We start from the raw sequence: 26491 nt of genomic DNA, 5'->3' as shown, positions 1-26491 counted from the left end.
GTAAATTAAACTATAGGATTTTTATACAATTTTAGTTCTATATTGGTGATGTGATGAATATATTGATAAAGTGTGCTAAAAACACCGATGATTTGAAGCTTAAGGAGGTAATTGCATGACCTTTAATATGATTCTGTTCACGGTTACAATCAAGTCAAATAAATTGGGCAGGTCTGAATACGTTTCAATACGTCAGGCGGAAAATGAAATACTTGATCGAAAAACAACTATAATTAATAAATTCTATTAATTATATTCCATACTCGAGTATGCGAAGGTTGACCGGTCCAAAAAAATTTGCTCAATCGGAAGGAAGGCGATAGATATGACTAGCAATATGATAGTAAAGACATCAAAATTTTTCTGGATTAATAAGGATAGTGCATAACGAACTGTTCACATTCCTGTAAAGAATTAGTCAATTATTCTTCACATCACGTCGCTTGGGACACCCCTTTATTATGTTAAATTTAGGTAAATGGGAAGAATAAGGGGTTGGTTACCATGTTATTATTCGTAATGGGGGTTGCTACTGCCGTTACAATCACATTTGTCATTGTAGCTGATATCACAGAATTATAAAAAGAAGAAAAAAACTTATGCAGAGCATAAGTTTTTTTCTTTATTTAGGACCAAGGTATCCCCCGCTCCAGAAACCCCAAAAGCCAAAGAGGAATAATAAAATGAATAGAATAATTAAGATCGCAAATCCGGCGCCATACCCATTTCGGCATGGTGGAGGAGGATAGCCCCAACCGCAACTGGGTCCTCCAAAATGATAAGGATACATAGGTGCACCTCCTTATATACCGTAGATTATTATTATAATATGGGATGATTGCTTATATGGTTGGGCATAAATCAAATATCTTATTTTCAGAAGGACAGGCAAGGGATAGAGGCTGCTGTCATACATATCTAATAGTCTAACTGGTTGGAAACAGTGAGGAGCTGATTTAATTGGCAGGAGTTTTAGCAACGTTTGGCTATTTTATTAAAGAATTGGTTTTTCTCGTCTCCTATGTTAAAAACAATGCATTTCCTCAACCATTATCAGCAAAGGAAGAAAGGGAATGTATTGAAAGAATGGCGGAAGGAGATGCGGAAGCAAGGAATTTATTAATTGAACATAACCTAAGGCTTGTAGCTCACATTGTAAAGAAGTTTGAAAATACTGGGGAAGATACTGAGGATCTCATTTCAATCGGAACGATTGGCTTAATCAAGGGAATCGAATCTTATTCCTCAGGTAAAGGCACGAAACTTGCTACATACGCGGCCCGCTGTATAGAAAATGAAATTTTGATGCATCTAAGAGTGATAAAAAAAACAAAAAAAGATGTTTCGTTGCATGACCCGATTGGCCAGGATAAAGAGGGAAATGAAATTTCATTGCTTGATATATTGAAGTCTGAGTCTGAGGATGTAATTGACACAATTCAGCTTAATATGGAACTTGAAAAAGTGAAGAAGTATATTGATGTGCTTGAGGACCGTGAAAAGGAGGTTATTGTTGGCAGGTTTGGCCTAGATCTAAAAAAGGAAAAGACACAAAGAGAGATAGCGAAAGAACTGGGTATATCTCGCAGCTATGTTTCAAGAATTGAAAAGAGAGCATTAATGAAAATGTTCCATGAATTTTATCGAGCAGAGAAAGAAAAAAGGAAGAAAAAATAGTCAAAACGGGCAAAAGATACTTGTCCGTTTTTTTCGTTAAAAGGAAATAATATTGTCACGCTCAAAAAATTGAGGTGTCAATATGCACGAATCTAAACCCCAACATAATTCTTCTTATTTTTACCGTTTTGGCTGTAAGGTCATTCAATATTATAAAGTTATCCTGCTAGTTTGGGGATTACTGTTTCTTGGCGGAATAATGCTAATACCATCTTTTTTTAACCATCTTTCACCACCGCAATTAAATGTAAAAGGTTCACAATCAGAACTAACTCAAAAATTAATGGAGCATAACTTTGCAGATGATATGGGTGAACAAAATTTTCTTGTTTTTCATTCGAATCAATGGAAAGTAAATGAACAAAAATTTTACGAACCGGTAGATAATGTTCTGGCTGAAATCCAAAAGATAGAAGGGGTAACTGTAGTTGCAAATCCGATGGAGAACCCTCTGCTGGAGGGGGAGAATCAAGTTTCAAAGGATTTGCACACTTGTTACGCGTTACTTTTTATTGAAGGGAATAAAGGTCGGGTTTTAGAAACGATTGATGTACTTAGTGAATATTTGGATGCGCAGAAGGGTGGGCTTGAACTATATTTGACAGGGGCCACTCCGACAATAAAGGATTTGACCCATATGGAAAAGCGGGATCTTACCTTTGCGGAAAAATTGGGCATGCCTTTTGTTCTTGTGGTTCTTTTATTTGCATTTGGTTCTCTTACAGCGGCTTTAATCCCGATTATGTTAGGAGGAATGGCGGTAGTTCTTACCTTTGCATGTTTAAGTCTTTCGGGATATCAGGATTTTGACATTATTGTACCAAGTGTAGTGACGATGATTGGACTGGGAATAGGAATTGATTATTCTTTATTTTTGATTATTAGATATAGGGAGGAACTTCAACAAAATGATTCTCATCAGGCAATCGCCATAGCCATTGCCACAAGCGGAAAGTCTATATTTTTATCTGGGTTGACGGTTATGATTTCATTAATCGGACTCCCTCTTGTTCATGCAAAATTATTTCTTAATTTAACAGTGGGCACATTTGCTGTTTTATTTATATTATTGTTGCTGACACTTACCTTTTTACCTTCATTATTATGTTTGCTTGGACATCGTCTGAACAGTTTCTCCATACCATATAAAAAGAAGACTAATCAGAGAAAATATCTGTATCGATGGACAAAGCATATCATGAAGTACTCACTTCCTTATTTAATTGGGAGTTTGCTTATTCTAGCAGCATTGACCGCTCCATTATTGCAGATGCATTTGGGAATAGGGCTTAATCAAGATGCCTTAAAGGATTATCCATCTGGAAGAGGAAATACGCTTTTAGAGGATAAGTTTGTGTCCGGTCTATACTCACCGGTTCTCCTGGTAAAGAAGGCTTCAGGTAGTCGGTTCAGTATGGAAGAGCTTAAGGAAATTTCGACTGTTGGAGATATCCTCAAAACCTTTGATGAGGTCCAAATGGTTTCATCCATTACAGAATTGACTGACAATCTTTTAGGTGATGATGATACATACAATGAGGTAGCAGAATTAATAAAACTACCTGAACTTAAGGAATATACCAGTTTTTTGATTAATGACGATTTTAATGTAGCCCCTGTAATGATTACGTTGAAATATGCCCCAGATTCTACTGAAGCAAAAACTTTTGTCTCTAAGCTAAATGAACGGTTTGAGAAACAGGTGAATGAAGGGAGCCTTTATATTGGAGGGCTTACAGCTCAAGTGAATGATTTGCATGAAGAAACAGCAAAAAAAACACCCATCGTCATTGTGGTTGTTTTAATGATTTCCTATTGTTTCTTGGTAATTGCTTTTAAGAGCATTTTTATTCCAATAAAAGCAATTCTATTAAATATTATTTGTGTAACAGCAGCATGCGGAATGACAGTCTTAGTCTTTCAATTTGGATGGGGAGAAGAGTATCTTCAATTTACTTCTCCAGGATTTATACAGTCTTATTTGCCTGTATTAACCTTCGCAATTTTGTTCGGACTTTCTATGGACTATGAGGTATTTTTAGTCGGAAGGATTAAAGAAGAATGGGAATCATCCCACGATAATGAAGAATCAATAGCAAGGGGAATCGAATCTACAGGTCCTTTTATTACCCAGGCTGCCTTAATTATGATCATTGTTTTTATTTCATTTATCCTGACACGCGTATTAGAAATTAAACAGCTGGGCTTTACTTTAGCGATTGCTGTTTTATTGGATGCGACGATTATTAGGTTAATCCTTGTTCCAATCCTCTTGAAAATGATGGGAAAATGGAATTGGTGGTTTCCGAGTATGAAGAGACGATTTAAATTGAAATGATGATATACTTGACTGTATCAGTAAGAAAAATCTTTCCCTTCCTTTAAAGGAATAGTAAACTAAGTAGAGACAAACACCCTCAATCGTCATGGGTGTTTTTGTTAATTTTATATCCAATCGAAAGATAGCTAAATGTGAGTAGCTATATAACAAGAAAATAGGTGAAGAAAGTGAAGGAAAAGGTATATCAATTATTAATCGAATTAACCAATGGCAGATGGACTTCTTCCCTTTTAAGAAAATTTGCAAACTCTAAAGCAAGCAGGCGGATAATCCCATCTTTTGCAAAGCAATACAAAATTAATTTGACTGAGATGGATCGTCCCATTCAGGAATACACATCCCTGCATGACTTTTTTACAAGGGCTTTAATAAATGGAGCGCGCGAAATTAATCATGAGGAGGGGACTGTTGTCAGTCCTGTAGATGCCGTATTGGAGGATAGTGGGCCCATCCATGAAGATTCTTCTTTCCAGGTGAAAGGGAAGGTATATTCAGTTGAGGAAATGCTTGGGAACACAAAAGATACAGAAAAATATCTAGGCGGCAGATATATGGTACTATATTTAAGTCCAAGCCATTATCATCGTATTCACTCTCCAGTTGAGGGATTGGTTACACGGAAAAGTACTCTTGGACGAAAGTCATATCCAGTCAACAAGTGGGGGATGACATTAGGTAAATACCCTCTATCAAAAAATTACCGTGAAATCACAGAAATCCAGCATGCCGGAGGATTTCTATCTGTTGTAAAGGTTGGTGCCATGTTTGTTAATTCAATAGAGAGAACACATTCGGGGGATACTCTACATAAAGGGGAAGAAATCGGGTATTTTTCTTTCGGTTCAACCGTGGTTCTATTATTTGAGAAGGAAACCTTTACTCCATACATAACAGGTGCTTTGCCGCAACCAGTACATGTCGGTGAGACAATAGGGTATATAAAATAATAATACAAAAAAATTGCCCTGGATCTTAACCAGGGCGCATGATACAAATGAGTTTGGCTCTGCTTAAAATATTTTATAAGATAAGGATCTCCTGTCAATTTCTCTTTCAATTAGACGGATAAATTCTTGGCTTAAGTTTAAATGCCTGGCTTTGTAATATGATTCAATTAAAAGATCATCTGGTAGTTTTTGCATTATTTTGCCTTGCGGCTTCACCTCCAATTTACTGTTCTAAATGGGTGGCAACGACAATATATTAGTAGTTTGCCTTGGTGTACCCTTAATTTAACAGAATCAAGAGGATGGAACAACCGTTCTGTTATCCACAGGGATAGGTGTATAACTTGTGGGTAAATTGTGTGTATCTATAATTTTTATCGGGAAAACGTATCGTATAAAAAGGTAAATGATCTGTTAGTGATGTGCATAAACTTATCCACAGATTTAAATAATGGCGCAATGTGTCGAAAGGTTTTATATTTCGACTGCACTTTTCATCAAATTTAGCTATTTGGCTATGACATAAATTAAAATATCCGTTATGATGGATAGCGGTGAAAAAGAATTAATAGAGGTGTATAGAGTGATAAAAGCATTTTTACCTTCCAAGCATGTTAAAAGTATTTATGAAATCAAACCTCAGGAATTAAAAGATAATGGTATAAAGGGGATTATTACAGACCTTGATAATACCCTTGTGGAATGGGATCGTCCTCTTGCCACGCCAGAACTGATTGCTTGGTTTGAAATGATGAAGCAACATGGTATTAAAGTGACAATTGTGTCCAATAACAGTGAACTACGTGTAAAGTCCTTTGCTGATCCACTTCAAATCCCCTTTATTTTTAGAGCGAAAAAACCTATGGGAGCTGCATTCAGAAGAGCTGTAGAGATTATGGGTATTAAAAGAGAAGAAGCAGTCGTGATCGGTGACCAGCTTTTAACCGATGTGTTGGGCGGCAATCGTAACGGGTTTCAAACAATCCTTGTCGTTCCTGTTGCTCAAACAGATGGCTGGACAACTAAAATAAATCGTAAAATTGAACGCAGAATATTAACATGGTTCCGTAAAAAAGGACAGATAACATGGGAGGACTAGACTTGGAAAAAGAACAAATTAGCTGTGTGGGATGCGGTGTGACTATTCAAACGGAGCATCCTGAAAAAATAGGATATGCACCATCTTCCTCACTTCAAAAAGAACAAATCATTTGCCAAAGATGTTTCCGACTTAAACACTATAATGAGGTACAAGATGTATCCCTAACTGATGACGACTTTTTAAAAATTCTGAATGGAATTGGAAGTAAGGATGCTTTAATCGTCAAATTAGTGGATATCTTTGATTTTAATGGAAGCTGGCTGCCGGGAATTCAACGATTTGTCGGCCATAATCCAGTTGTTTTAATCGGTAATAAGAGTGATTTATTACCGAAATCAGTCAAGCCTAATAAGCTGATTACCTGGATGAAGCACATGTCGGTTGAACTTGGCTTACATCCTGTTGATATTATGCTTGTCAGCGGTGCTAAAGGACATGGAATTGAAGAAGCAATGGAGCGTATAGAGGAATTGCGTGAGGGACGTGATGTATATGTCGTGGGCTGTACAAACGTCGGTAAATCCACTTTTATCAACCGTATTATTAAACAGGGCAGTGGTGAAGAAAATGTGATTACGACTTCATACTTCCCAGGAACAACTCTGGATATTATCGAAATTCCACTGGATGATGAAAGAGCGTTAATAGACACGCCTGGAATCATTAATCACCATCAAATGGCTCACTTTGTGGGTAAAGAAGATTTAAAAGTGATTACTCCAAAGAAAGAGATTAAACCAAGAGTTTTTCAATTGAATGCTGGCCAAACTCTCTTTTTCGGTGGCTTGGCTCGATTTGACTTTATTCAGGGTGAACGGAATTCATTTACTTGTTATTTGTCCAATGAGTTAAATATCCACCGGACGAAATTAGAAAAAGCAGACGAGCTGTACAAAACACATTTAGGCGAATTATTGGTACCGCCGCATCCTTCTGAATTAGATGATTTTCCACCGCTAGTAGCTCACCAATTCTCTATAAAAGAAGGGAAGACAGACATCGTATTTTCTGGCCTGGGCTGGGTAACGATTAACAAGCCGGGAGCAGTGATTTCCGCACATGTTCCTAAAGGAGTGCAAGTGACGATCCGTAAATCATTGATTTAAAGGAGAGTAAAATGAAGAAGCTGTTCGGGGTATTAGGGAATCCAATTGAGCATTCAATGTCTCCGCTTATTCATAATGACGCATTTGATAAATATTCTGTAGATGGAGTATATTTGCCGTTTTATGTTGAGGATAATGAGCTACAACAGGCAGTCGAGGGAATGAAAGCTTTGGGGGCCGGCGGATTTAATGTAACGGTACCTTTTAAAAGTCGCATTATTCCTTATATCGATGTCTTAGACGAATTTGCAAATGAAGTTGGTGCTGTTAACACTGTTGTCATAAAGGATGGACTGTTATATGGGTACAATACGGATGGTCCTGGGTTTATTAAAGGACTGCTGACTATAACCGATCGTATAGATGGTCAAAATGTCTTGATTATTGGTGCAGGCGGTGCGGCAAGAGGAATTTATTTTGCACTGGCTAAAACAGGTGTAGCAAAAATCGATCTCGCCAATCGGACTCATATTTCAGCAGAACAGTTGCTGGCAGATTATCATGGGAATATAAATTCGAGAGCAATTAGCCTAAAAGAAGCAGAGAGCTCTCTCGGCCAATATGATATTATTATTCAGACAACCTCGGTTGGGTTAGCAGACGTACATGCATCACCACTTTCTCTGACAGAACTAAATCAAAATGCGGTTGTGTGTGATATTATTTATAACCCTCTTGAAACCAAAATTTTAAAAGAGGCAAAAGACCGTGGTAATAAGGTTCAAAACGGTGTGGATATGTTTGTAAACCAGGGAGCACTGGCTTTCGAGTTATGGACAGGTGTTATGCCGGATACAGAAAGAATGAAACAATTAGTTTTACAACAATTAGGAGGATCATAAATGTTAAAAGGTAAACAAAAAAGATTTTTGCGTTCGAAGGCACATTCCCTTCAACCGATATTCCAGGTTGGAAAAGGCGGAGTGAATGAAAATATGATTAAACAAATTGGTGAGGCTCTTGAAGTTCGTGAGCTTATCAAGGTCAGCATCTTGCAAAACTGCGAAGAGGACCGTGATACGGTGGCTGAACAGCTTTCAAAAGGTGCACGTGCGGAATTGGTTCAAGTCATTGGTAATACGATTGTTTTATATAAAGAATCAAGAGAAAACAAACAAATTATTCTTCCATCATAATTAAATTCCTATTTAGGGAAGGGGGCACACTATATGAAAAAAATTGGTATTTTAGGCGGAACATTCGATCCCCCTCATATCGGTCATTTAATTATTGCAAATGAGGTTAGGGAGCAATTAGATTTGGATGAGGTACGTTTTATGCCTAATAATGTGCCCCCGCATAAAACCAAAACTTCAACGTCTAATCAAGAGCGCTTGGATATGCTTACATTAGCAATCGGTAGTAATCCATGTTTTATGATTGATACAATAGAATGGGAAAGAAATGGGCCATCATATACGATAGATACCATTAAACTCCTGAAAGAACGGGATACAAACTCAGAAATTTATTTCATTATCGGTGCTGATATGATTGAATATTTACCGAAGTGGAAACAAATAGATGAATTGAGTAAATTAGTCCGCTTTACAGGTGTTAAACGCCCTGGTTACAGTACTGAGACATCCTATCCTGTCACATTGGTGGATATTCCGGAAATCGCTGTTTCCTCTTCGTGGATTCGTGAAAAAATAAGCAATGGAAAGACAATCAAATATTTGGTTCCTGATGCGGTAAAGATATATATTGAGGAGAATCAGTTATATGGATCAACAAAAAGCATTGGAAATCGTTAGGCAGCAATTACCTGATAAACGATATATTCATACATTGGGTGTATTGGAAAGTGCTCAGGAATTGGCAGAACGGTACGGTGCAGATATAGAAAAAGCTAAATTGGCAGCAATCTTTCATGATTATGCCAAATATCGTCCTCTGGATGAGATGGAACAAATCATTAAGAATGAGCAATTACCCCAGGATTTATTGGAATATAATACTGAATTATGGCATGCACCGGTTGGAGCGGTTTTAGTTAAGAAAGAAGCAAATCTTCATGATGAAGAAATCCTTTCAGCAATCAAAAACCATACTTCGGGCTGTGTCGGAATGAGTATGCTTGATAAGATCATTTATTTGGCTGATTATATAGAGCCTGGGAGAAGTTTCCCTGGAGTAGATGAAGTGAGAGCGTTGTCCTTACTAAGCCTGGATAAAGCTGTGCTTCAGGCAATGGGAAATACAATCACATTTTTGATAAAAAAAAATCAAACAATCTATCCGGATACCTTCCATGCCTATAACGATCTTGCAAAGCAGATAGGGAGGAACAATTAAATGAATGGTAAAGAATTATTAGAGGTAGCTGCAAAAGCAGCTGATGACAAAAGAGCAGAAGAGATACTCGTTTTGGATATGAAGGGAATTTCGTTGATTTCTGATTACTTCATTATTTGCCACGGTAACTCAGACAAACAAGTACAAGCAATTGCACGCGAAATGAAGGAAAAAGTCGAAGAAAACGGAGCGACAGTCCGCCGAATGGAAGGCTTTGATGAAGCGCGTTGGGTTCTAGTTGATATGGGCGATGTTGTAGCGCATATTTTCCATAAAGATGATCGTTCATACTATAAATTGGAAAGATTATGGGGAGATGCCCCAGAAGTATCATTGCAGGAACTTAATATATGAATGTAAGTTATCAAAACTTTGCTTATGTTTATGATTACTTAATGAAAGATGCTCCCTATCAGGAATGGGTTGAGTTTTTAAAAAAAATTGCCCGAAAATATCAATTAGATGAAAAATCAATTCTTGATATTGGATGTGGGACTGGTGAGCTTGCTATTCGTTTGAAAGAAGCAGGCTTCCAGCCAACCGGCGTTGATTTATCAGAAGAAATGCTGGCTGTGGCAATTCAAAAAGCAAGCGAGAATCAGCATGACATCCCGTTTTATCACCAGGACATGCGAGCTTTAGAAGGATTGAATCTATATGATATAGTTGTCATCTTTTGTGACTCATTAAATTATCTTGGTGATGAGGATGATGTAAAGGATACTTTTAAAGGTGTTTTGAACCATATGAAAGAGGATGGTTTATTTATCTTTGATGTTCATTCTGTGAAAAAAATGTCCACTTTTTTTAGTGATCAAACCTATGCAGATAATGGAGATGATATTTCCTATATCTGGAATGCGTGGAAAGGGACAGATATTCCTCACAGTGTCGTACATGAGTTGACTTTCTATGTTTATGATCATGAGCTTGATGCGTATAACCGGTTTGATGAAGATCATTTTCAACGTACATACCCGATCGATATGTATAAAACTTGGCTTGATGAGATTGGATTTGAGCTTGTGGAACTGATGGGTGACTTCGGAGGAAATTCCCTTGATGAGGCCGATCGAATCTTCTTTGTTTGTAAAAGGAAATAATGTAAAAAAACCAGGAAACGTGATGTTCCTGGTTTTTTAGTTATATTGACACAATGTTTTCATAAATACCTTTGTTTTCGTAAAGGACTTTTATAATATGATTAGAATTAATGATATGAAACCCCAAACTGATTTTCAATTCCCTTTAAATCCTCTTCAAATTTCCGATGCGTAGCCTGAAAAACATGACTAAAAACCTCACCTAATTCACTTTCCAGCACTTTGATACCTTCACCTGTAATACCGCCTTTCACACACACCTTTTCTTGCAAAGCAGGCAATGAAAAATGCTGCTGACGTAATAATTCACCGAGCCCAATCAGCATTGATTCGGTTAGCTGGGTGGCTTCTTCAGTGCTTATTCCCGTATGATCAACCGCAGCTTCGATAAAGTTTCTTGCAATAAAACTAAAAAAAGCCGGACCGCAGCTAACAATATCTGAGGATACTCTGGTATATTTGTTGTCGATTTCGAGCGGCTTTGAAATTGCTGCTGCCATCTGCTGAAGTTGGTTCCGCCAATATGGACTGCAGGATTCACCAAATGTCAGCAGTGTTGCGCCTGCCAAGGCGCGATTGGTAATAGATGGAATAAATCTAGCGCATGAGCAGGGGACGACAGCTTCCAATTGTTTGATGGAGATTGGACTTGTGATGGAAACAATGCAATTATCCGAACTTAGATGAGGTTCAAGAATTTCAATTAATGGATACATTTCATGCGGCTTTACACATAAAAAGATTAAATCCGCTTGTTTTGCAAGTTCAATACTTGTGTGTGCTGTATGGATTCCTGGTAATTCAACAGCCAGGGATTGGGCTTTGTGTTTAGTCCTGTTCATGATGATTACATCCTTTGCTGCAACGGCCGAAGACCCAATTAAACTTTGAATTAAGATGGTTCCCATATTACCTGTGCCAATTATGCCGGTAATCATTATAAATCCTCCTTATTGGATAAATATCACGATATCCACTATTCCTTATAACAAATTTATGCAAGTAAATATCAAATATGAAGAGGAGCGTAAATTAAATGAATGAGAAAATCGTACAGTTTATCAGGCGAAATGGAATCCTACTAGCAGGTGCAGGAGTAGCCTGTGCTGCACTCTTCTTTTGGAATATGCAATCTGAAGATGGGCAAATCGAACAAAGTGAAATAAATTGGACGGAGGAGAGTGCAATAGAAAAAAAGAATGAAGATACGGAAAAACTGGTGGCAGAACCTGAGGTGAGTGCTACTTATAAGGTTGATGTGAAGGGTGCCGTTCAAAAACCTGGTGTATATGAATTTTTGAAGGGGGATCGAGTAACGGATGTCATTCAAAAAGCAGGTGGATTGAAAAATGGGGCTGATAGTAAGCAAGTGAATATGGCGCAATTAGTAGAGGATGAAATGGTCATCTATATCCCAATCAAGGGTGAGACAGCAGAGGCTTCTAATCATACAGCTGGGGAAAGTTCAGGGAATACAGTCTCAGCGGCCAAGGGGGATGGTACAATTAATTTGAATAAAGCAACATCTGAAGAACTGCAGGAACTTCCGGGAATCGGTCCGAGTAAAGCGACAGCGATTTTACAAAAACGGGAAGAACTTGGATCATTCAAAACGATTGAAGATTTGAAGGAAGTTACAGGCATAGGTGATAAAACATTTGAAAAGCTCAGGGAATTAATAACTGTTAAGTAAGAAAAGAATAGTTGTAGGAAGGATACAATTCTTGTTAAAGTGAAGGAAAGTTCATTGAAAGAGGAGAGAGAAATGGAACGTATTTCATGGGATCAGTATTTTATGGCGCAAAGCCACTTACTTGCATTAAGAAGCACATGTACAAGGTTAATGGTTGGAGCGACAGTCGTAAGGGATAATCGCATTATTGCCGGCGGGTATAACGGATCAATTGCTGGAGGTGTGCATTGTGTGGACGAAGGATGCTATGTTATTGATAACCATTGCGTTCGAACCATCCATGCTGAAATGAATGCCTTGTTGCAATGTGCTAAATTTGGTGTACCAACTGAGGGGGCTGAGATTTATGTTACTCATTTCCCTTGCTTGCAATGCTGTAAAGCCTTAATTCAAGCAGGAATTAAAACAATCTATTATGCCGAATCCTATAAGAATCATCCATATGCTGAAGAATTATTTGAACAGGCAGGTGTGCGTGTTAAACAGGTGATTGTTGATGAAAAGTGGGTTGATTTCCATGATGAAAAGAAAATGAATTTTGTCATGGAGCTTATTAATGAGCTAAAAGAAAGAGGAGCTTCTGAATCTGATCTTGCACGCTATCTGAAAGATGCAGCAAGTTTATTTCCGCAATTTGACTGATATGAGCAACCGATTTTTATTTTATAGTGCTGTAATTGCTATTTCAGGGATTACAGCACCCATTTACTTAAGTAAAACTTTTCTTCTGCTAATAGTCCTCGTATTTTGTTACATTCTAAACAAATTTCCAATTAAGCAATCGATTCTCCTGTATATTATCTTTTCAATATTTTGTGTCCATAGCTTTTTTTGGGATCGTTCAAATACCAGCCAGTTGACCGGGGCTGAAACTCAGCTTTTAATCCATTTTACATCCTATCCCCAGATTAAAGGGGACCGGGTTAGTGGTCTTGCTGAACTCTCAGATAACGAGAAAATATGGATTACTTACCGGATTAACAATGAAGAGGAGGCAAATGTCTTAAAAAATACGATTCTAACGGGAAAGTCCTTTCGCGTAAACGGAAATCTGACAAAACCAACTCGTGCAACGGTCGAGAATGGATTTGATTTTCGAACCTATCTAAGGTTTAATAGAGCGCATTGGATTTTGGAAATCGAAAATAAAGAAGATATATCCAAAGATAGCCGCAATTTGTTTGTAAAACTGGCACAAATGAGAGAGCGGGAAATTAAGCGGATTGATCATTTATACTTAGGAACCGCTGGCAGCTTTACTAAAGCACTCATATTTGGTGAACAAAGTGGTATATCAGAGGATATGTATAACCAATTTAAGAAACTGGGGATTGTCCATATCTTGGCTTTGTCAGGGATGCAAGTTGCATTAGTGGCTGCTATTTTATTTTATGGATTCTTAAGAATCGGCTTTACTCGGAGGCAAACCTTTTTGCTGCTAGCTTGTTTACTTCCTTTTTATGCGGTCATCACCGGATTGTCTGCTTCGATTGTCAGAGCATGCATGATGGCTTCCATATTTATGTTTGGTCAGTTTATCGGACTGCGGTTGACAGCTTTTAAAACAATAACGATTTGTCTAATGGGATATCTACTTATTAATCCGTATCAAATTTTCCATATCGGTTTTCAGTTATCCTTTTTGCTGACTTATGGGTTAATACTTTCAACAAAAATCCTTCAAAAATCGCCGCATTCACCTGTTTTCAGTCTTTTTATTATGACGGCAATATGCCAAATCATCTCCACGCCAATCATCATCTATCATTTTTATGAAATTTCCCTCATTAGTTTTATTTCTAACTTACTTTATGTACCGTTGTTTACTTATTTATTATTTCCTTTAACCATTGGTGTTTATTTGCTGATAATCCTTGAAATTCTTGTTGAGCCGGGATTGCTGATGCTCAATTTTATTTATTCTTTATTGGAGAAATCTACAGAGCTTATGTCTGCCTTGCCCTCCTCCACTCTTATATTTGGTAAGCCATCCAAACTGGTAATGGTATGTATTGTGGTTTGTTTTATCTCTATTCTTATTGGAATAGAAATCCGCTCGAAACACCTGTTTAATACGTGTCTAATCACGATTTTAATGCTCTTTTATCAATATAACAGTCAGTTTTTTTCAGGAAATGGAGAGATAACCTTTATAGATGTAGGGCAGGGGGATTCAACGTTCATTCAATTACCTGGTGATAATGGAACATATCTTATTGATACAGGTGGAGCCACTCTGTTTGGAAAGGAGGAGTGGGCAGTACATAATAGCCAGTTCGATCCTGGAAAAGATACTATATTACCATTTTTAAAAAGTAAAGGAATTAAAGTCATTGATAAACTAATCCTTACGCATGCTGATCAGGACCATGTCGGAGGAGCAAGAGCCATTGTTGAGGAATTGAAGATTGGTGAGATATTGATACCATTTGAACAGCGTAAGGAGTTTAGAGAGACGGAAGTAATAAAGGAAGCGATTGATCAGAAAATCCCCGTTAAAGAGGTTCAAGCAGGAATGGGGTGGACTGCGGGAGATGCTAAATTTACCATTTTATCGCCAGTAGAGAAAGTGGAGGAAAAGAATGAGTCTTCAATTGTTATAAAAGCAAGTATTAATCAGGTAGATTGGTTATTTGTTGGAGATTTAGGTGAACTCGGAGAAGACAAGCTTTTGCAAAATAAAATGAACCTAAGGGCTGATATTTTAAAAGTGGGACACCATGGCAGCAGAAACTCTTCCCAAATAGATTTTATAAGAGAGGTAGATCCTAAAATAGCTGTCATTTCATCGGGAAGAGATAATCGTTTTGGCCACCCGCATGAGGAAGTCATTCATTTGCTTGATAAAGAAAATATTATTATTTACAGAACAGATTTACAGGGCAGTATTCAATATACGTATACGAACAAAAAAGATGGAACGATTTCTATTCAAAGTCCATAGTATGTGTAAGAAATGAAAAACGGCCATGAGGCCGCTTGAAAAAATGAACTATGCACCGATTAATTGGATGACCATGGCAATAATAAACATGGTAGCGAAAAAACCAAATGATACAACAAATCCCATGATGGAATCTGATACGTCATTTGTTTTTGATTGTACATTCTTTTCAAACTCGTTCATTAATCCACCCCCCGACCTCTTTTATCATAGAACATTTAGTAAAAAAAATCCACAATCTCCAAATTTATATAATTATTATCCTGCTATTTTCCAAATAAACATTTCAGTACATGAAAGAGTCATTTAAATGGTAACTGATCTATAGCGCTTTTTCGCTTTTTTGTTAGGTATCCCGGGTCCGGCAAGAAGGCGTTGATATAGATTCTGGGAACCGGTTATTTTTTCCGGTTCCTCTTGAAAGACTTGTCAAAATTGATGGTGGGGATTAGGATGAAAGAAGGAATTTATAAACAGAGGCGATTATATTGGTAATGGATTTATGGAATACAATTAAAAGTAAACGGTTTAGTCCTGTCTACCTTTTATTTGGCGAAGAAGAGTATTTTATAAAAAAAACAAAGGCTTTAATCTGCGAGCATGCTTTATCAGAGGATGAAGCAGAGTTTAATTTGGCTACTATTGATCTGGAGGAAACACCTGTAGAGTTGGCAATCGAGGAATTGGAAACCTTACCGTTTATCGGGGAGCGCAGGGTTGTTATATTACATAATCCCATATTTTTGACAGCCGAAAGAAAGAAGGAAAAGGTTGAGCATGATCTAAAAAGATTGGAAAGCTATCTGGCTAATCCTTCACCGACATCAATTGCCATCTTTATAGCTCCATATCCAAAGCTGGACGAGCGTAAGAAAATAACGAAGGAATTAAAGAGAAATTCTGCAGTCTTGGAAGCGAAACCGCTATACGAAAAGGAATTATCTAAATGGATCACTGCCAACGCTAAATCCTTAGGAGTGAAAATTACACCTGAGGCGGTAGAAACTTTATTATCTCTGACGGGGAATCACTTAATGATGGCTGCAAGTGAGTTAGAAAAGCTCGCTTTGTATGCGACGGTCGAACAGGAAATTGACAAGGCAATGGTAAATAAACTTGTTCCCAAGACCTTTGACCAAAATGTATTTGATTTGGTCGATTATATTATGAATGGCCAAAAAAAAGAAGCTATCCAGTTATATAAAGAGCTTCTGATTTTAAAGGAAGAGCCAATTCGTATATTAGCAGCCATTGCACGGCAATACAGGATTATACTTCAGGTTAAAAAACTATCAGGACAGGGCTACAATGCCCAGCAAATAGCATCTAAATTAAAAATGAGCCCTTATCCGGTAAAACTTGCACTGAAGCGTGTGAATGATTTTACAGAAATGAAATTGATGCGTGCTCTCTCTGAATTGGCAGAGCTGGACTATAAAATGAAGAGCGGTGCCGGAGACAAAGAAATCCTTTTAGAGCTATTTATATTAAAATCATAACAGTACCTGGTAAAACGAAAGGTATCATGGCGAGTGCATGATACCTTTTTGTAATCCTATCTTTTAATGGTTGTGAAGTTGTTTTCTATTAGGAGCCAGTTCTGCGGAAACGATAATCCTAATTTCCAATAACTCATCCCCCGAAGATTTAATTCCTTTAGTAGATTAAATTTTGCCTGTATGGAGCGAGCATCCTCAAACCATACCTCGTGTTCTCTTCCTTCGGCATCCCTGTATCTAAAATAGGGTGCCTGAGCATTATTGTCATAAAGAATTGGTACGTTATTACGTCGTGCCAGATCAATGGCCTGCTGAGGGGAGAGCGCTCTGGCTGTAGTACCCTGTACGAAGGGGAGTGTCCAATCATAGCCATACAGATTTTGCCCCATCATAATTTTACGTGATGGAATCTCTGAAATCGCATAGGTAAGCACCTGGCGAACAGGTCCTATAGGAGATACAGCCTGAGCTGGCCCACCGCTGTAACCCCACTCATAGGTCATAATGAGGACCCAATCTACAACTGCACCCTGTGCTTTGTAATCATGTGCTTCATACCACTTGCCCGTTTGGGTGGCGCTTGTTTTTGGAGCCAGCGCAATTGAAACCTGCCAGCCTTGCGGTGAAAATCTTTCCTTTGCTTTTTGTAAGAAATTTGTATAAGCCTCCCGATCTTCCCCTCTAAGACTTTCAAAATCAAAATGAATATCTCTAAATCCTTGAGCTTTGGCAGTATCTTCAATGTTGGAAAGCAAATTATTTTGGATATCCGTATTGTTTAAAATAACCTCCCCGAGTTCACTGCTGAACGCATCATTCTCTAAATTTGTCACAACCATGACCAGTACATTGTTCGCGCTCCTGGCTATGGCCGGAAATTCACCTAATAGAGGCGGTTTTAGCGTACCGTCGCGTTGAACTTGATAGCTGAACGGTGATAAGTATGTAAGGTGAGGTACTGCAATTCTTGCTTCTCGTTCCAGATTGGGAGAAACAGTATTTCCTCTTGGTTCCACATAGGCATTAAATTCAGCTTCACGTCTAGGGATTGGAGGGATATACAGCCTTAATCCTACAGTTAATGGTGTGTTTAATGAAATATTATTTACTTCTGCAATTTCTTGAGCAGTTCTTCCAAACCTCCGGGCAATTGTATATAGGCTATCTCCTGGTTGCACAAAGTAATAGCTCCCTGTAATCGGAATAACAAGTGCCTGACCTATAACCAAATCATTTGGATTTTCTAATTGATTTGAAGAGATAATTTGTTCAGGAGTAGTATTAAAGGTCTGCGCAATGGAATAGATACTCTCTCCTTGTCTGACAACATGTATTTGCATTTCTTTTCTCCTTTCGGTGGCTAATTATATTAAATGTATGTAGAGGAAGGAATAAGAATAACCAAAATGGATATTGGTCTATGCAAGAGGATAAAATAGAAAGTTCTTTATTTGTTCATATTTAGAACATGGAAGTTTGCTATTCGAATTAATTTGGTATAAAAAATAGACTATAATTTAAATGTGAAGTTTGTTGCATCATAGAGGAGTGAAATTGTGTTAAATAAGAAGTATAAGGGATTGCATCCCATTACCATACTACGGATTACGGGAATACTGGATGGTATCTCACTGCTTTTATTATTGGGCATAGCCATGCCGCTTAAATACTGGGCAGATTTACCCTTTGCCGTTACTCTTGCGGGTTCAATCCACGGTGGGATATTTATTGGATATATAGCTTCCATTATTTATACTCAAATTCGAATACAGTGGAAAATAGGCTGGTCTCTGTTAGCCTTCCTTGTTGCTTTCATCCCATTCGGTAATTTTTGTTTTGATGTGTGGCTGAAAAATCATCAATCATTGTACGATGTAAAACCCTTACCGAAGCTGTGGATTGTATATGCCATTATCATGTTTACGTTTATCGATTTATTTACACAGCTACCAGTTATGAGTACATATGCTACTTCGCTTGGCGCAAGTGTAATGATTGCAGGGGTTGTTGTGGGAATGTATTCATTGACGAATACTTTTGGGAATATATTGTCTGGGATTTTTACGGATAAATATGGATCTTTTATTGTACTTTGTACAGGCTTGCTTATGACGAGCATTTCTTTACTGCTTTATAATTTTGTAAATGATGTACCTGAACTGATCATCGTACGTTTCCTCCATGGCTTCCTTGGTGGATTAATTGTACCTGCTGCTTTTACGTACTTAGCTAACCAAATGGATAGTAAGAAGCAAGGCAGCCAAAGTGCTGTGACAGGTTCATTTATTGGAATCGCAGCTATTTGCGGTCCTGCATATGGCGGTATTATGGCTAGCAGGACATCTGTGCCATTTGTTTTTACGACCATTGCTGCGTGTGGAATTATTCTTTTGCTTGCAACATTGTTGTTTTTGAGAACTCATTCTGAATCGAAACAGCATAAGACGGAGAAGAGGGGAAAACTTATCTTTAATAAAGGGATACTCCAAGCCTACACCGGAGCATTCTTTTTAATGTTTTCACAAGGGGCACTTGCGTATTTGCTGCCCTTGCACATTGATGTATTAGGTTATAGTTCAAGATTAAGCGGTACTTTAATGAGTATATTTGGATTGGTTGCTGTTGCTATATTTATTCTGCCGACGAATAAATATTTTGATCGAATTCCGCCCTTGGTTAGCTTTTCGATTGGATTAGCATGTATGGGGATCAGCCAAGTTTTACTGGGGCAATCAAGTGAGCTAATGGTTCTTTATTCTATAATGGTTTTATACGGGATTGGGTTTGCTTTCTTATTTCCTGCCGTAAATTCATTATTGGTTCAATCGACTACTAAAAGGATGCGCGGGAAGGCATATGGATATTTTTATGCGTTATTTTCATTAGGGGTTGTTGCCGGATCATCAGGTCTCGGATTAATACCAGCTTCTATATCCACGCAATTTAGCTTAATTGGAATCTTATTACTAGTTTGTGCAACAGTAATATATATGCAGGCAAAGCAACCGGAAACAGATACTGTAGAAGACAGTGTTGAAGGCTAAATGGAGTTTTTATCGGAAGGAGCTATCAGGCTCCTTTTTTTTAGGCCTGAAAAAGTGAGGGTGTTATACAGGGTTCGTCTTTATAAAAGTTAAAATGGAAGCTGCAATGCTGCTCCTGCAGCTTTCTGTTGTGTACTAATTTCGTTCAAGCTCCCAAAATTCAACTGGTAATCATCTCTAAAGTGATTTCCCATCAATGAAATAATCCATATTCTCATAATAAATCACACAAAAAAAAACGACCCTCTAGAGGGTACGTTTCATTAAGCGTTCAACTTGTTTACTTTTTTCATAAGACGAGATTTTTTACGAGCAGCAGCATTTTTGCTGATTAAGCCTTTAGTTGCAGCTTTATCTAGTCCTTTAACAGCAGCAACGATAGATTCGTTAGCAGCAGTAGCATCGTTAAGAGCAATTGCAGATTCTACTTTTTTAACGTTTGTACGTACAGCAGATTTTTGAGCAATATTGTTAGCTCTAGCAGTTTCGTTAGTTTTAACGCGTTTAATAGCTGATTTGATATTAGCCATTCTTTTCACCTCCAGAAGAACCGAGATTATGTCAACTCGATATTCTAATCAAATAACATTCACAACATATGATATTCTATCAAAATGTATGTCTTTATGCAATACTCAGATGCATCAAATCAAAAAAAACCATAGTGATAAGTAGTTTTTTCTGTTTAAACAAAGCTCTTTACATATTAAAAGAATGAGAAGAAAGAAATACGGGGAAAATAGCTCCTAAAGATCATTTCATGGGGGTAATCATTTGAATAAAGATTTAGATATGAGTCAGTATCAAATAAGGACTGATTTGGCTATTGAGGCTAGGGAACTGGCTATTCCGCTATCTGACGCACCGGACACATCGAATATCGAAGGTGTAATTTTTAAAGAGCGAGAGATGGATGGGATTAAATTATCGCATGTTGAAATAACGAAAGAAGGCGAAAAACAGGTAGGAAAAAAGCCTGGCTTTTACATAACACTGGAAGTTCAAGGAATTCGTGAGCAGGATTCTGAGCTGCAAAAAAAAGTCGAGGTTGTGTTTGCTAAACAACTGGCCTATCTAATAGACCGAGTTGGATTAAAAAAAGATGCACATTGTCTTGTTGTAGGATTGGGAAATTGGCATGTAACACCGGATGCTCTTGGTCCTACGGTAACGGATAATTTAATCGTAACTAGGCATCTGTTTAAATTTCAGCCTGAATCTGTTTCTGAAGGATTTCGTCCGGTCAGTGCCATCTCACCAGGGGTTATGGGTGTGACGGGAATTGAAACCAGCGATATTATTAAAGGAATCGTAGACAATATTCATCCTGATTTCATCATTGCTATTGATGCACTGGCAGCTCGTTCTATTGAACGTGTAAATACTACCATTCAAATTACAGATACCGGAATTCATCCTGGATCTGGTGTGGGCAATAAACGGAAAGAACTTAGTAAGGAAACATTGGGAGTGCCAGTTATCTCGATTGGTGTACCAACAGTGGTGGATGCTGTATCGATTACCTCTGATACAATTGATTATATATTGAAGCATTTTGGACGTGAATTAAAAGAGGGAGACCGTCCTCGCCGAGCTCTTGCTCCGGCCGGGATGACATTTGGAAAGAAACGTAAATTAACAGAAGAAGACTTACCGGAAGAAGAGCACAAAAAGACATTTCTTGGTATTGTAGGCACACTATCCGATGAGGAAAAGAGAATGCTGATTCGTGAAGTGCTCGCTCCTTTGGGACATAATTTAATGGTTACGCCTAAGGAAGTGGATGTATTCATAGAGGAAATGGCAAACTTGATAGCCAATGGTATGAATGCAGCTCTGCATGAGGCCATAAATCAAGATAATACAGGCTATTACACACATTAATCTCCGAGTATGGTTCTAGTTACTCTATCAAAGCATACATTTTACTAGAATGCTTCTGAAAGGGTGGAACCATGAAAGCAAAAAAACCTAGTTTTGTTGTAGTTGCACTTCAAGCAGCCACCATCATTCGTTTCATACTGATTATACTTGTTACGATGGTTTTTATATTTTTGATAACCGGATTATTGACATCGCTTAAACCAGAATTTCGACCAAGTTCAGATTCGGTGAATGAAGCGACTGGACAAGTTCCCGGTAAAATTTTATATAAGTATTTAGGGCAAGGGAATAAGTACTTTTTGCAATCATTCCCCGAAGAGGAGACAGAGTCTGTTTCGAGGCAGATTTTCCAATCACTGACAAATATCTCATTAAATGATCCACGGAGTTTATTGGGACATGAGCTACCGGGATATTCCTTGTTTGATGGGGAGATTTTAGTGGCAGGTGAGGGTACTAATTACACAAATATGCCAATTGAGTCTCCTCCATCAGAGGAAGCTATGGAAAAAGATACAGAGACTGAGGAAATCGTGGATGAAGAAGAACCTGTTAAACCAGAACAGGCTGGTACTCAGAAAACGAAAGAAGAAGTGATGTACATCTATTTCTCACATACAAGGGAATCGTATCTTCCTTTATTAAAAGGTGTGACAAATCCTAATTCTGCCTTTCATTCAAAAGCAAATGTCACGCTTGTCGGTGAGAAGCTCAAGAAGTCGCTTGAAGCGAAAGGCATTGGGACAAAGGTAGATAAAACAGATGTTAATGCCATATTGAACAAGAAAGGGCTGCAATATGGCAGTTCATACAGCCAATCGCGAAGTCTTGTCCAAGAGGTTATGGCTAACGACAAAAACTTGAAATATTTTATTGATGTTCACCGTGATTCGCAGCGAAAAAAAGTGACGACTATTTCAATTAACGGAAAAGCTTATGCTAGATTATGCTTCATTATTGGTGGTGAAAATCCAAATTATGAACAGAACTTAAAGTTGGCAGAGGAGATGCACAAGAAAATTTCAGAAAAATATCCTGGTTTAAGTCGCGGTGTCTTTGAAAAAAGAGGTGCGGGGACGAATGGGAAGTTTAATCAAGATTTATCCGGAAATGCCATGTTAGTTGAAGCTGGCGGTGTGGATAATACATTGGACGAATTAAATGCTTCAATGGAAGTGTTAGCTGATGTATTAGCTGAGCATTATTGGGATGCCGAGCCAGTACAGGGAAATGCTGCAGAGTGAGAAATAAATAAAGGAGAATGCCAAGATGGGTAAATTTATTTTAAAAATAAGTATGCTTCTTTTCCTCCTTCTCTTTGGGGTCATCCTGGGAATGCAGCTGGCCAATCAAAATATGAAAAAAATGCAGGGATATGATGATCCAAAAATGTATGAAGCCTTTACAATTGATAAACAGGATGACGGAGACATTAACGCTACGGTTCTCGGAAATCAGGTTTCGACAACTGACCTGGAGGAAAAGAAAAAGGAAATGGAAGAATGGAAGGCATTTAATGTTTTATCCAGTGCAGGGAAAGGCATATCTGATACCTTAACAAGTTTATTTAAAGGGATGGCAGGAATGATTTCAGATGAATAATATAATCCAAGCGAGCTCGTACGGAGCTGATTAAAACTCCGCGAGCTTTCTTTATTTATCTATTTAATTCCCTCATTTCTCCTAAACCGTTTACGGTTTGAATTTATTTCTGCTATAATCAGTAATATCTGTGTTTTGAAAGTAACAGGAGTGAACAGAATGAATAATCAGGAACGGCTAAAACGACAAAGTAAAATCCGTAACTTTTCGATTATTGCTCATATTGACCATGGGAAATCGACATTAGCGGACAGAATATTAGAAAAAACGAATGCTCTTACTTCCAGAGAGATGAAAGACCAGCTTCTTGATTCCATGGATTTGGAAAGAGAGCGCGGAATAACAATCAAATTGAATGCTGTTCAATTGAAATATAAGGCGAAAGACGGCGAGGAATATATTTTCCATTTAATTGATACTCCGGGACACGTGGATTTCACGTATGAAGTATCCAGAAGTTTGGCAGCTTGTGAAGGTGCTGTGCTAGTGGTCGATGCTGCACAGGGAATCGAAGCGCAAACTTTGGCCAATGTTTATTTGGCATTAGACAATGATTTGGAGATCTTGCCAATCATTAATAAAATAGATTTGCCTAGTGCTGACCCGGAACGCGTTCGTGGTGAGATTGAAGATGTAATTGGGCTGGATGCATCTGAAGCTGTTCTTGCCTCTGCTAAAGCTGGTATCGGGATTGAAGAAATCCTCGAACAAATTGCGGAAAAAGTACCTGCTCCAACTGGAGATCCCGAAGCTCCTCTGAAAGCATTGATTTTTGATTCAATCTATGATGCATATCGTGGAGTCATCGTATCCATTCGAGTGATGGAGGGTACGGTAAAACCGGGTGATAAGATCAGAATGATGGCGACAGGTAAGGAATTTGAAGTTCTCGAGGTGGGTGTCCATACTCCAAAAGCAACTCTATGCGATGAACTAACAGTAGGAGATGTTGGATTCCTGACAGCTGCCATTAAAAATGTCGGCGATACACAAGTCGGGGACACAATCACCAATGCTAAAAATGGAGCAACAGAACCATTACCGGGGTATCGCCGTATGAATCCGATGGTTTATTGCGGTCTATATCCAATTGATACAGCAAAATTTAACGATTTACGTGAAGCACTTGAAAAACTGGAGCTAAACGATTCTTCCTTGCAATATGAACCAGAAACCTCTCAGGCGCTTGGATTTGGTTTCCGTTGCGGATTCCTTGGATTATTGCATATGGAAATTATCCAGGAAAGAATTGAACGTGAATTTAATATTGATTTGATTACAACGGCACCAAGCGTAATTTATAAGGTTAAGATGACAGATGGCAGTGAGATTAATATCGATAATCCATCTAACATGCCTGACCCGCAAAAGATTGAAAGTATTGAGGAGCCATATGTAAAAGCTACCTTGATGGCACCAAATGATTTTGTCGGTGCAATTATGGAGCTTTGTCAAATGAAGCGTGGGAATTTCATCGATATGCAATATGCTGATGAGAACCGCGTAACTATCATTTATGAACTGCCATTATCCGAAATTGTTTATGATTTCTTTGACCAATTAAAATCAAATACAAAAGGATATGCATCTTTTGACTATGAGTTAATTGGCTACCAAGAATCTAAACTGGTTAAAATGGACATCTTATTAAACGGTGAAACCGTTGATGCATTGAGCTTTATCGTTCATAGAGACTTTGCATATGAGCGTGGAAAAATTATTGTAGAAAAGTTGAAGGAGCTTATTCCTCGACAACAATTTGAGGTGCCTATACAGGCAGCAATCGGCAATAAAATCATTGCACGTTCTTCGATTAAAGCAATGAGGAAGAATGTACTTGCAAAATGTTACGGTGGAGATATTTCACGTAAACGTAAACTATTAGAGAAACAAAAAGAAGGTAAAAAACGCATGAAACAAGTTGGTTCTGTAGAAGTTCCGCAAGAAGCGTTTATGGCAGTTCTGAAGATGGATGACTCCAATTCAAAAAAATAAAATAGTAAGAAAAGCAGGCCAGACATTTTTGTTCTGGCCTCTATTTTATTATGATAGATATAACGTTTTTTTTCGATCTTAGAAAGGGGTGTTGGAATTGGTTAAAAGTTTATATATCCACATTCCATTTTGTACACAAATATGTCACTACTGTGATTTTAATAAATTTTTTATTCAGAACCAGCCGGTGGATGAATATATCCAAACATTATTGACTGAGATGGATTTATATAATCTGTCTCAAAATGAACCCTTATCCACTGTTTTTATTGGGGGAGGTACTCCATCTGCTTTAGAACCTCTGCAGCTGGAACAATTGTTATTTTCCATGAAAGAAAAAGTTACGCTTGCGCCAGGGTATGAATACACAGTTGAGGCCAATCCAGGTGATTTGTCAAAGGATAAATTGAGAATTATGAAGGAAGCAGGCGTCAACCGATTAAGTCTGGGTGTTCAATCATTCAACGAAGAACTATTGAAAAAGATTGGCCGTGCGCACAATGTCAAAGATGTGTATGAGACCATTGATATGGCAAGAGAAGAAGGTTTTGACAACATTAGCATTGACTTGATTTATTCCTTGCCCGGTCAAACACTCAGTGATTTAGAGGATACAGTAGATCGCGCTTTACAATTAAATCTTCCGCATTTTTCAGCTTACTCTTTAATTATTGAACCGAAGACTGTGTTTTATATCATGCTCAATAAAGGTAAATTATCCTTACCGGGTGAGGATGCTGAGGCTACTATGTATGAATATGTCATGGAACGTTTAGTAGAAGTGGGCTACAATCAATATGAGATTTCAAATTTTGCAAAAAAAGGATTTGAAAGCAGGCATAACCTCGTATATTGGAACAATGAAGAATACTATGGTCTTGGTGCTGGTGCTCATGGATACCTCGATGCTGTCCGTTATCATAATCATGGACCCTTGAAGAAATATATGAATGCTATTCAGGATGGCAGGAAGCCGATCGTTGAGCAAGCAACCGTTACGCGAAAGGAACAAATGGAAGAAGAGATGTTTTTGGGGCTTAGAAAAATGGAGGGAGTTTCTCTGGAACATTTCCAAAAGAGATTTTCTGTAAACATAAATGACGTATTTGGGGAAACAATAAAAAGAATGGTTTCAGAGGGGTTATTGGAGTTGGTAAACGGAAGAGTCCGACTGACACATCCGGGTAAATTAATGGGGAACGAAGTGTTCCAGGCATTTTTATTATAGTTTAAAAATGAGAGAGAAAACATAATCA

28 protein-coding genes are annotated in these 26491 nt (G+C 38.0%); 22 read left to right on the top strand and 6 right to left on the bottom strand.

The window, feature by feature from the left end:
- Nucleotides 1-115: 115 nt before the first annotated feature.
- Complete coding sequence (locus tag AC4G3O_RS05360) at nt 116-250, top strand: YrzI family small protein (protein WP_077248070.1); 135 nt, start codon at nt 116-118, stop codon at nt 248-250.
- Nucleotides 251-622: 372 nt separating this feature from the next.
- Here the strand turns inward: AC4G3O_RS05360 and AC4G3O_RS05355 are convergent, their stop codons facing one another.
- Complete coding sequence (locus AC4G3O_RS05355) at nt 623-790, bottom strand: hypothetical protein (RefSeq protein WP_180350008.1); 168 nt, start codon at nt 788-790, stop codon at nt 623-625.
- A gap of 170 nt (nt 791-960) precedes the next feature.
- Between AC4G3O_RS05355 and sigK the strand changes: the two genes are divergently transcribed.
- The 3 genes from sigK to AC4G3O_RS05340 all read left to right on the top strand — a co-directional run bounded on the left by sigK (nt 961) and on the right by AC4G3O_RS05340 (nt 4965).
- Nucleotides 961-1677 carry an RNA polymerase sporulation sigma factor SigK gene (gene sigK / locus AC4G3O_RS05350; protein ID WP_066105338.1) on the top strand — a complete coding sequence of 239 codons (717 nt, stop codon included), beginning with the start codon at nt 961-963 and terminating at the stop codon, nt 1675-1677.
- Nucleotides 1678-1759: 82 nt separating this feature from the next.
- Nucleotides 1760-4015, top strand: a complete 2256-nt coding sequence (locus AC4G3O_RS05345) for an MMPL family transporter (protein WP_490558397.1) — start codon at nt 1760-1762, stop codon at nt 4013-4015.
- A 170-nt stretch (nt 4016-4185) separates the two neighbouring features.
- Nucleotides 4186-4965, top strand: coding sequence for a phosphatidylserine decarboxylase (locus tag AC4G3O_RS05340; protein ID WP_066105333.1), 780 nt, complete (start codon nt 4186-4188; stop codon nt 4963-4965).
- A gap of 63 nt (nt 4966-5028) precedes the next feature.
- Here AC4G3O_RS05340 and AC4G3O_RS05335 read toward each other — a convergent pair whose 3' ends face one another.
- Nucleotides 5029-5160: a sporulation histidine kinase inhibitor Sda gene (locus AC4G3O_RS05335; RefSeq protein ID WP_066105330.1), complete on the bottom strand. Its 132-nt coding sequence runs from the start codon at nt 5158-5160 to the stop codon at nt 5029-5031.
- A 349-nt stretch (nt 5161-5509) separates the two neighbouring features.
- Between AC4G3O_RS05335 and AC4G3O_RS05330 the strand changes: the two genes are divergently transcribed.
- Genes AC4G3O_RS05330 through AC4G3O_RS05295 form a run of 8 tightly spaced genes read left to right on the top strand, consistent with a single transcriptional unit; the run spans nt 5510 to nt 10574 of the window.
- On the top strand, nt 5510-6064 hold the full coding sequence (locus AC4G3O_RS05330) for a YqeG family HAD IIIA-type phosphatase (RefSeq protein ID WP_175354283.1): 555 nt from the start codon (nt 5510-5512) through the stop codon (nt 6062-6064).
- Nucleotides 6052-7173 carry a ribosome biogenesis GTPase YqeH gene (yqeH, locus tag AC4G3O_RS05325; RefSeq protein ID WP_066105326.1) on the top strand — a complete coding sequence of 374 codons (1122 nt, stop codon included), beginning with the start codon at nt 6052-6054 and terminating at the stop codon, nt 7171-7173. Before AC4G3O_RS05330 ends, yqeH begins: the two co-directional genes overlap by 13 nt.
- 11 nt (nt 7174-7184) lie before the next feature.
- Complete coding sequence (aroE, locus tag AC4G3O_RS05320) at nt 7185-8015, top strand: shikimate dehydrogenase (RefSeq protein ID WP_066105324.1); 831 nt, start codon at nt 7185-7187, stop codon at nt 8013-8015.
- Entirely contained in the window at nt 8016-8309 is a 294-nt protein-coding gene (gene yhbY / locus AC4G3O_RS05315) for a ribosome assembly RNA-binding protein YhbY (RefSeq protein ID WP_066105322.1), read from the top strand.
- A gap of 33 nt (nt 8310-8342) precedes the next feature.
- Nucleotides 8343-8930: a nicotinate-nucleotide adenylyltransferase gene (locus AC4G3O_RS05310; RefSeq protein ID WP_066105318.1), complete on the top strand. Its 588-nt coding sequence runs from the start codon at nt 8343-8345 to the stop codon at nt 8928-8930.
- Entirely contained in the window at nt 8899-9471 is a 573-nt protein-coding gene (gene yqeK / locus AC4G3O_RS05305) for a bis(5'-nucleosyl)-tetraphosphatase (symmetrical) YqeK (RefSeq protein ID WP_066105314.1), read from the top strand. The genes AC4G3O_RS05310 and yqeK overlap by 32 nt, the downstream gene beginning before the upstream one ends.
- Nucleotides 9472-9825, top strand: coding sequence for a ribosome silencing factor (rsfS, locus tag AC4G3O_RS05300; RefSeq protein WP_066105311.1), 354 nt, complete (start codon nt 9472-9474; stop codon nt 9823-9825).
- On the top strand, nt 9822-10574 hold the full coding sequence (locus AC4G3O_RS05295; RefSeq protein WP_066105308.1) for a class I SAM-dependent DNA methyltransferase: 753 nt from the start codon (nt 9822-9824) through the stop codon (nt 10572-10574). Before rsfS ends, AC4G3O_RS05295 begins: the two co-directional genes overlap by 4 nt.
- A gap of 107 nt (nt 10575-10681) precedes the next feature.
- Here the strand turns inward: AC4G3O_RS05295 and comER are convergent, their stop codons facing one another.
- Complete coding sequence (gene comER, locus AC4G3O_RS05290; RefSeq protein WP_066105304.1) at nt 10682-11512, bottom strand: late competence protein ComER; 831 nt, start codon at nt 11510-11512, stop codon at nt 10682-10684.
- A gap of 98 nt (nt 11513-11610) precedes the next feature.
- Between comER and AC4G3O_RS05285 the strand changes: the two genes are divergently transcribed.
- From AC4G3O_RS05285 to AC4G3O_RS05275, 3 genes are all read left to right on the top strand, one after another.
- Nucleotides 11611-12267, top strand: coding sequence for a helix-hairpin-helix domain-containing protein (locus tag AC4G3O_RS05285; RefSeq protein ID WP_077248068.1), 657 nt, complete (start codon nt 11611-11613; stop codon nt 12265-12267).
- A 72-nt stretch (nt 12268-12339) separates the two neighbouring features.
- Entirely contained in the window at nt 12340-12909 is a 570-nt protein-coding gene (locus tag AC4G3O_RS05280) for a ComE operon protein 2 (RefSeq protein ID WP_066105301.1), read from the top strand.
- Nucleotides 12878-15211, top strand: coding sequence for a DNA internalization-related competence protein ComEC/Rec2 (locus tag AC4G3O_RS05275; RefSeq protein WP_066105299.1), 2334 nt, complete (start codon nt 12878-12880; stop codon nt 15209-15211). Before AC4G3O_RS05280 ends, AC4G3O_RS05275 begins: the two co-directional genes overlap by 32 nt.
- 48 nt (nt 15212-15259) lie before the next feature.
- Here AC4G3O_RS05275 and AC4G3O_RS05270 read toward each other — a convergent pair whose 3' ends face one another.
- On the bottom strand, nt 15260-15394 hold the full coding sequence (locus tag AC4G3O_RS05270; RefSeq protein ID WP_066105296.1) for a YqzM family protein: 135 nt from the start codon (nt 15392-15394) through the stop codon (nt 15260-15262).
- Nucleotides 15395-15705: 311 nt separating this feature from the next.
- Between AC4G3O_RS05270 and holA the strand changes: the two genes are divergently transcribed.
- The gene (holA, locus tag AC4G3O_RS05265) at nt 15706-16710 is read left to right on the top strand and encodes a DNA polymerase III subunit delta (RefSeq protein WP_077248089.1); all 1005 of its coding nucleotides are present in this window, start codon (nt 15706-15708) and stop codon (nt 16708-16710) included.
- A 56-nt stretch (nt 16711-16766) separates the two neighbouring features.
- Here the strand turns inward: holA and AC4G3O_RS05260 are convergent, their stop codons facing one another.
- Entirely contained in the window at nt 16767-18050 is a 1284-nt protein-coding gene (locus AC4G3O_RS05260; protein WP_066105291.1) for a glycoside hydrolase family 18 protein, read from the bottom strand.
- 216 nt (nt 18051-18266) lie between these two features.
- Between AC4G3O_RS05260 and AC4G3O_RS05255 the strand changes: the two genes are divergently transcribed.
- Entirely contained in the window at nt 18267-19754 is a 1488-nt protein-coding gene (locus tag AC4G3O_RS05255) for an MFS transporter (protein ID WP_491135904.1), read from the top strand.
- A gap of 263 nt (nt 19755-20017) precedes the next feature.
- Here the strand turns inward: AC4G3O_RS05255 and rpsT are convergent, their stop codons facing one another.
- Nucleotides 20018-20284 (bottom strand): 30S ribosomal protein S20, encoded by a 267-nt coding sequence (gene rpsT, locus AC4G3O_RS05250; protein WP_066105290.1) that lies wholly within the window; start codon nt 20282-20284, stop codon nt 20018-20020.
- Between the two features lie 262 nt (nt 20285-20546).
- Between rpsT and gpr the strand changes: the two genes are divergently transcribed.
- From gpr to hemW, 5 genes are all read left to right on the top strand, one after another.
- Nucleotides 20547-21638 (top strand): GPR endopeptidase, encoded by a 1092-nt coding sequence (gene gpr, locus AC4G3O_RS05245; RefSeq protein ID WP_175354282.1) that lies wholly within the window; start codon nt 20547-20549, stop codon nt 21636-21638.
- A 71-nt stretch (nt 21639-21709) separates the two neighbouring features.
- Nucleotides 21710-22882, top strand: a complete 1173-nt coding sequence (spoIIP, locus tag AC4G3O_RS05240; protein ID WP_066105286.1) for a stage II sporulation protein P — start codon at nt 21710-21712, stop codon at nt 22880-22882.
- Between the two features lie 25 nt (nt 22883-22907).
- Nucleotides 22908-23240 (top strand): DUF3679 domain-containing protein, encoded by a 333-nt coding sequence (locus AC4G3O_RS05235; protein ID WP_066105283.1) that lies wholly within the window; start codon nt 22908-22910, stop codon nt 23238-23240.
- A 159-nt stretch (nt 23241-23399) separates the two neighbouring features.
- Nucleotides 23400-25235 carry a translation elongation factor 4 gene (gene lepA, locus AC4G3O_RS05230; RefSeq protein WP_066105279.1) on the top strand — a complete coding sequence of 612 codons (1836 nt, stop codon included), beginning with the start codon at nt 23400-23402 and terminating at the stop codon, nt 25233-25235.
- Between the two features lie 97 nt (nt 25236-25332).
- On the top strand, nt 25333-26463 hold the full coding sequence (hemW, locus tag AC4G3O_RS05225) for a radical SAM family heme chaperone HemW (protein WP_066105276.1): 1131 nt from the start codon (nt 25333-25335) through the stop codon (nt 26461-26463).
- Nucleotides 26464-26491: the final 28 nt, after the last annotated feature.

It is taken from the genome of Bacillus sp. z14 (2026) (assembly GCF_058313575.1).
Note: the sequence above shows the minus strand (reverse complement) of the source record. Positions and strands in the feature narration are given on the sequence as shown.

Excerpts from the sequence above, each read along its gene's own strand:
- AC4G3O_RS05360 (WP_077248070.1), top strand. The coding sequence starts at position 116 with ATGACCTTTAATATGATTCTGTTCACGGTTACAATCAAGTCAAATAAA.
- AC4G3O_RS05355 (WP_180350008.1), bottom strand. The coding sequence starts at position 790 with ATGTATCCTTATCATTTTGGAGGACCCAGTTGCGGTTGGGGCTATCCT.
- AC4G3O_RS05345 (WP_490558397.1), top strand. The coding sequence starts at position 1,760 with ATGCACGAATCTAAACCCCAACATAATTCTTCTTATTTTTACCGTTTT.
- AC4G3O_RS05335 (WP_066105330.1), bottom strand. The coding sequence starts at position 5,160 with ATGCAAAAACTACCAGATGATCTTTTAATTGAATCATATTACAAAGCC.
- AC4G3O_RS05330 (WP_175354283.1), top strand. The coding sequence starts at position 5,510 with ATGGATAGCGGTGAAAAAGAATTAATAGAGGTGTATAGAGTGATAAAA.
- yqeH (WP_066105326.1), top strand. The coding sequence starts at position 6,052 with ATGGGAGGACTAGACTTGGAAAAAGAACAAATTAGCTGTGTGGGATGC.
- aroE (WP_066105324.1), top strand. The coding sequence starts at position 7,185 with ATGAAGAAGCTGTTCGGGGTATTAGGGAATCCAATTGAGCATTCAATG.
- yhbY (WP_066105322.1), top strand. The coding sequence starts at position 8,016 with ATGTTAAAAGGTAAACAAAAAAGATTTTTGCGTTCGAAGGCACATTCC.
- AC4G3O_RS05310 (WP_066105318.1), top strand. The coding sequence starts at position 8,343 with ATGAAAAAAATTGGTATTTTAGGCGGAACATTCGATCCCCCTCATATC.
- yqeK (WP_066105314.1), top strand. The coding sequence starts at position 8,899 with ATGGATCAACAAAAAGCATTGGAAATCGTTAGGCAGCAATTACCTGAT.
- rsfS (WP_066105311.1), top strand. The coding sequence starts at position 9,472 with ATGAATGGTAAAGAATTATTAGAGGTAGCTGCAAAAGCAGCTGATGAC.
- AC4G3O_RS05295 (WP_066105308.1), top strand. The coding sequence starts at position 9,822 with ATGAATGTAAGTTATCAAAACTTTGCTTATGTTTATGATTACTTAATG.
- comER (WP_066105304.1), bottom strand. The coding sequence starts at position 11,512 with ATGATTACCGGCATAATTGGCACAGGTAATATGGGAACCATCTTAATT.
- AC4G3O_RS05285 (WP_077248068.1), top strand. The coding sequence starts at position 11,611 with ATGAATGAGAAAATCGTACAGTTTATCAGGCGAAATGGAATCCTACTA.
- AC4G3O_RS05280 (WP_066105301.1), top strand. The coding sequence starts at position 12,340 with ATGGAACGTATTTCATGGGATCAGTATTTTATGGCGCAAAGCCACTTA.
- AC4G3O_RS05275 (WP_066105299.1), top strand. The coding sequence starts at position 12,878 with ATGCAGCAAGTTTATTTCCGCAATTTGACTGATATGAGCAACCGATTT.
- AC4G3O_RS05270 (WP_066105296.1), bottom strand. The coding sequence starts at position 15,394 with ATGAACGAGTTTGAAAAGAATGTACAATCAAAAACAAATGACGTATCA.
- holA (WP_077248089.1), top strand. The coding sequence starts at position 15,706 with ATGGATTTATGGAATACAATTAAAAGTAAACGGTTTAGTCCTGTCTAC.
- AC4G3O_RS05260 (WP_066105291.1), bottom strand. The coding sequence starts at position 18,050 with ATGCAAATACATGTTGTCAGACAAGGAGAGAGTATCTATTCCATTGCG.
- rpsT (WP_066105290.1), bottom strand. The coding sequence starts at position 20,284 with ATGGCTAATATCAAATCAGCTATTAAACGCGTTAAAACTAACGAAACT.
- gpr (WP_175354282.1), top strand. The coding sequence starts at position 20,547 with ATGAGTCAGTATCAAATAAGGACTGATTTGGCTATTGAGGCTAGGGAA.
- spoIIP (WP_066105286.1), top strand. The coding sequence starts at position 21,710 with ATGAAAGCAAAAAAACCTAGTTTTGTTGTAGTTGCACTTCAAGCAGCC.
- AC4G3O_RS05235 (WP_066105283.1), top strand. The coding sequence starts at position 22,908 with ATGGGTAAATTTATTTTAAAAATAAGTATGCTTCTTTTCCTCCTTCTC.
- lepA (WP_066105279.1), top strand. The coding sequence starts at position 23,400 with ATGAATAATCAGGAACGGCTAAAACGACAAAGTAAAATCCGTAACTTT.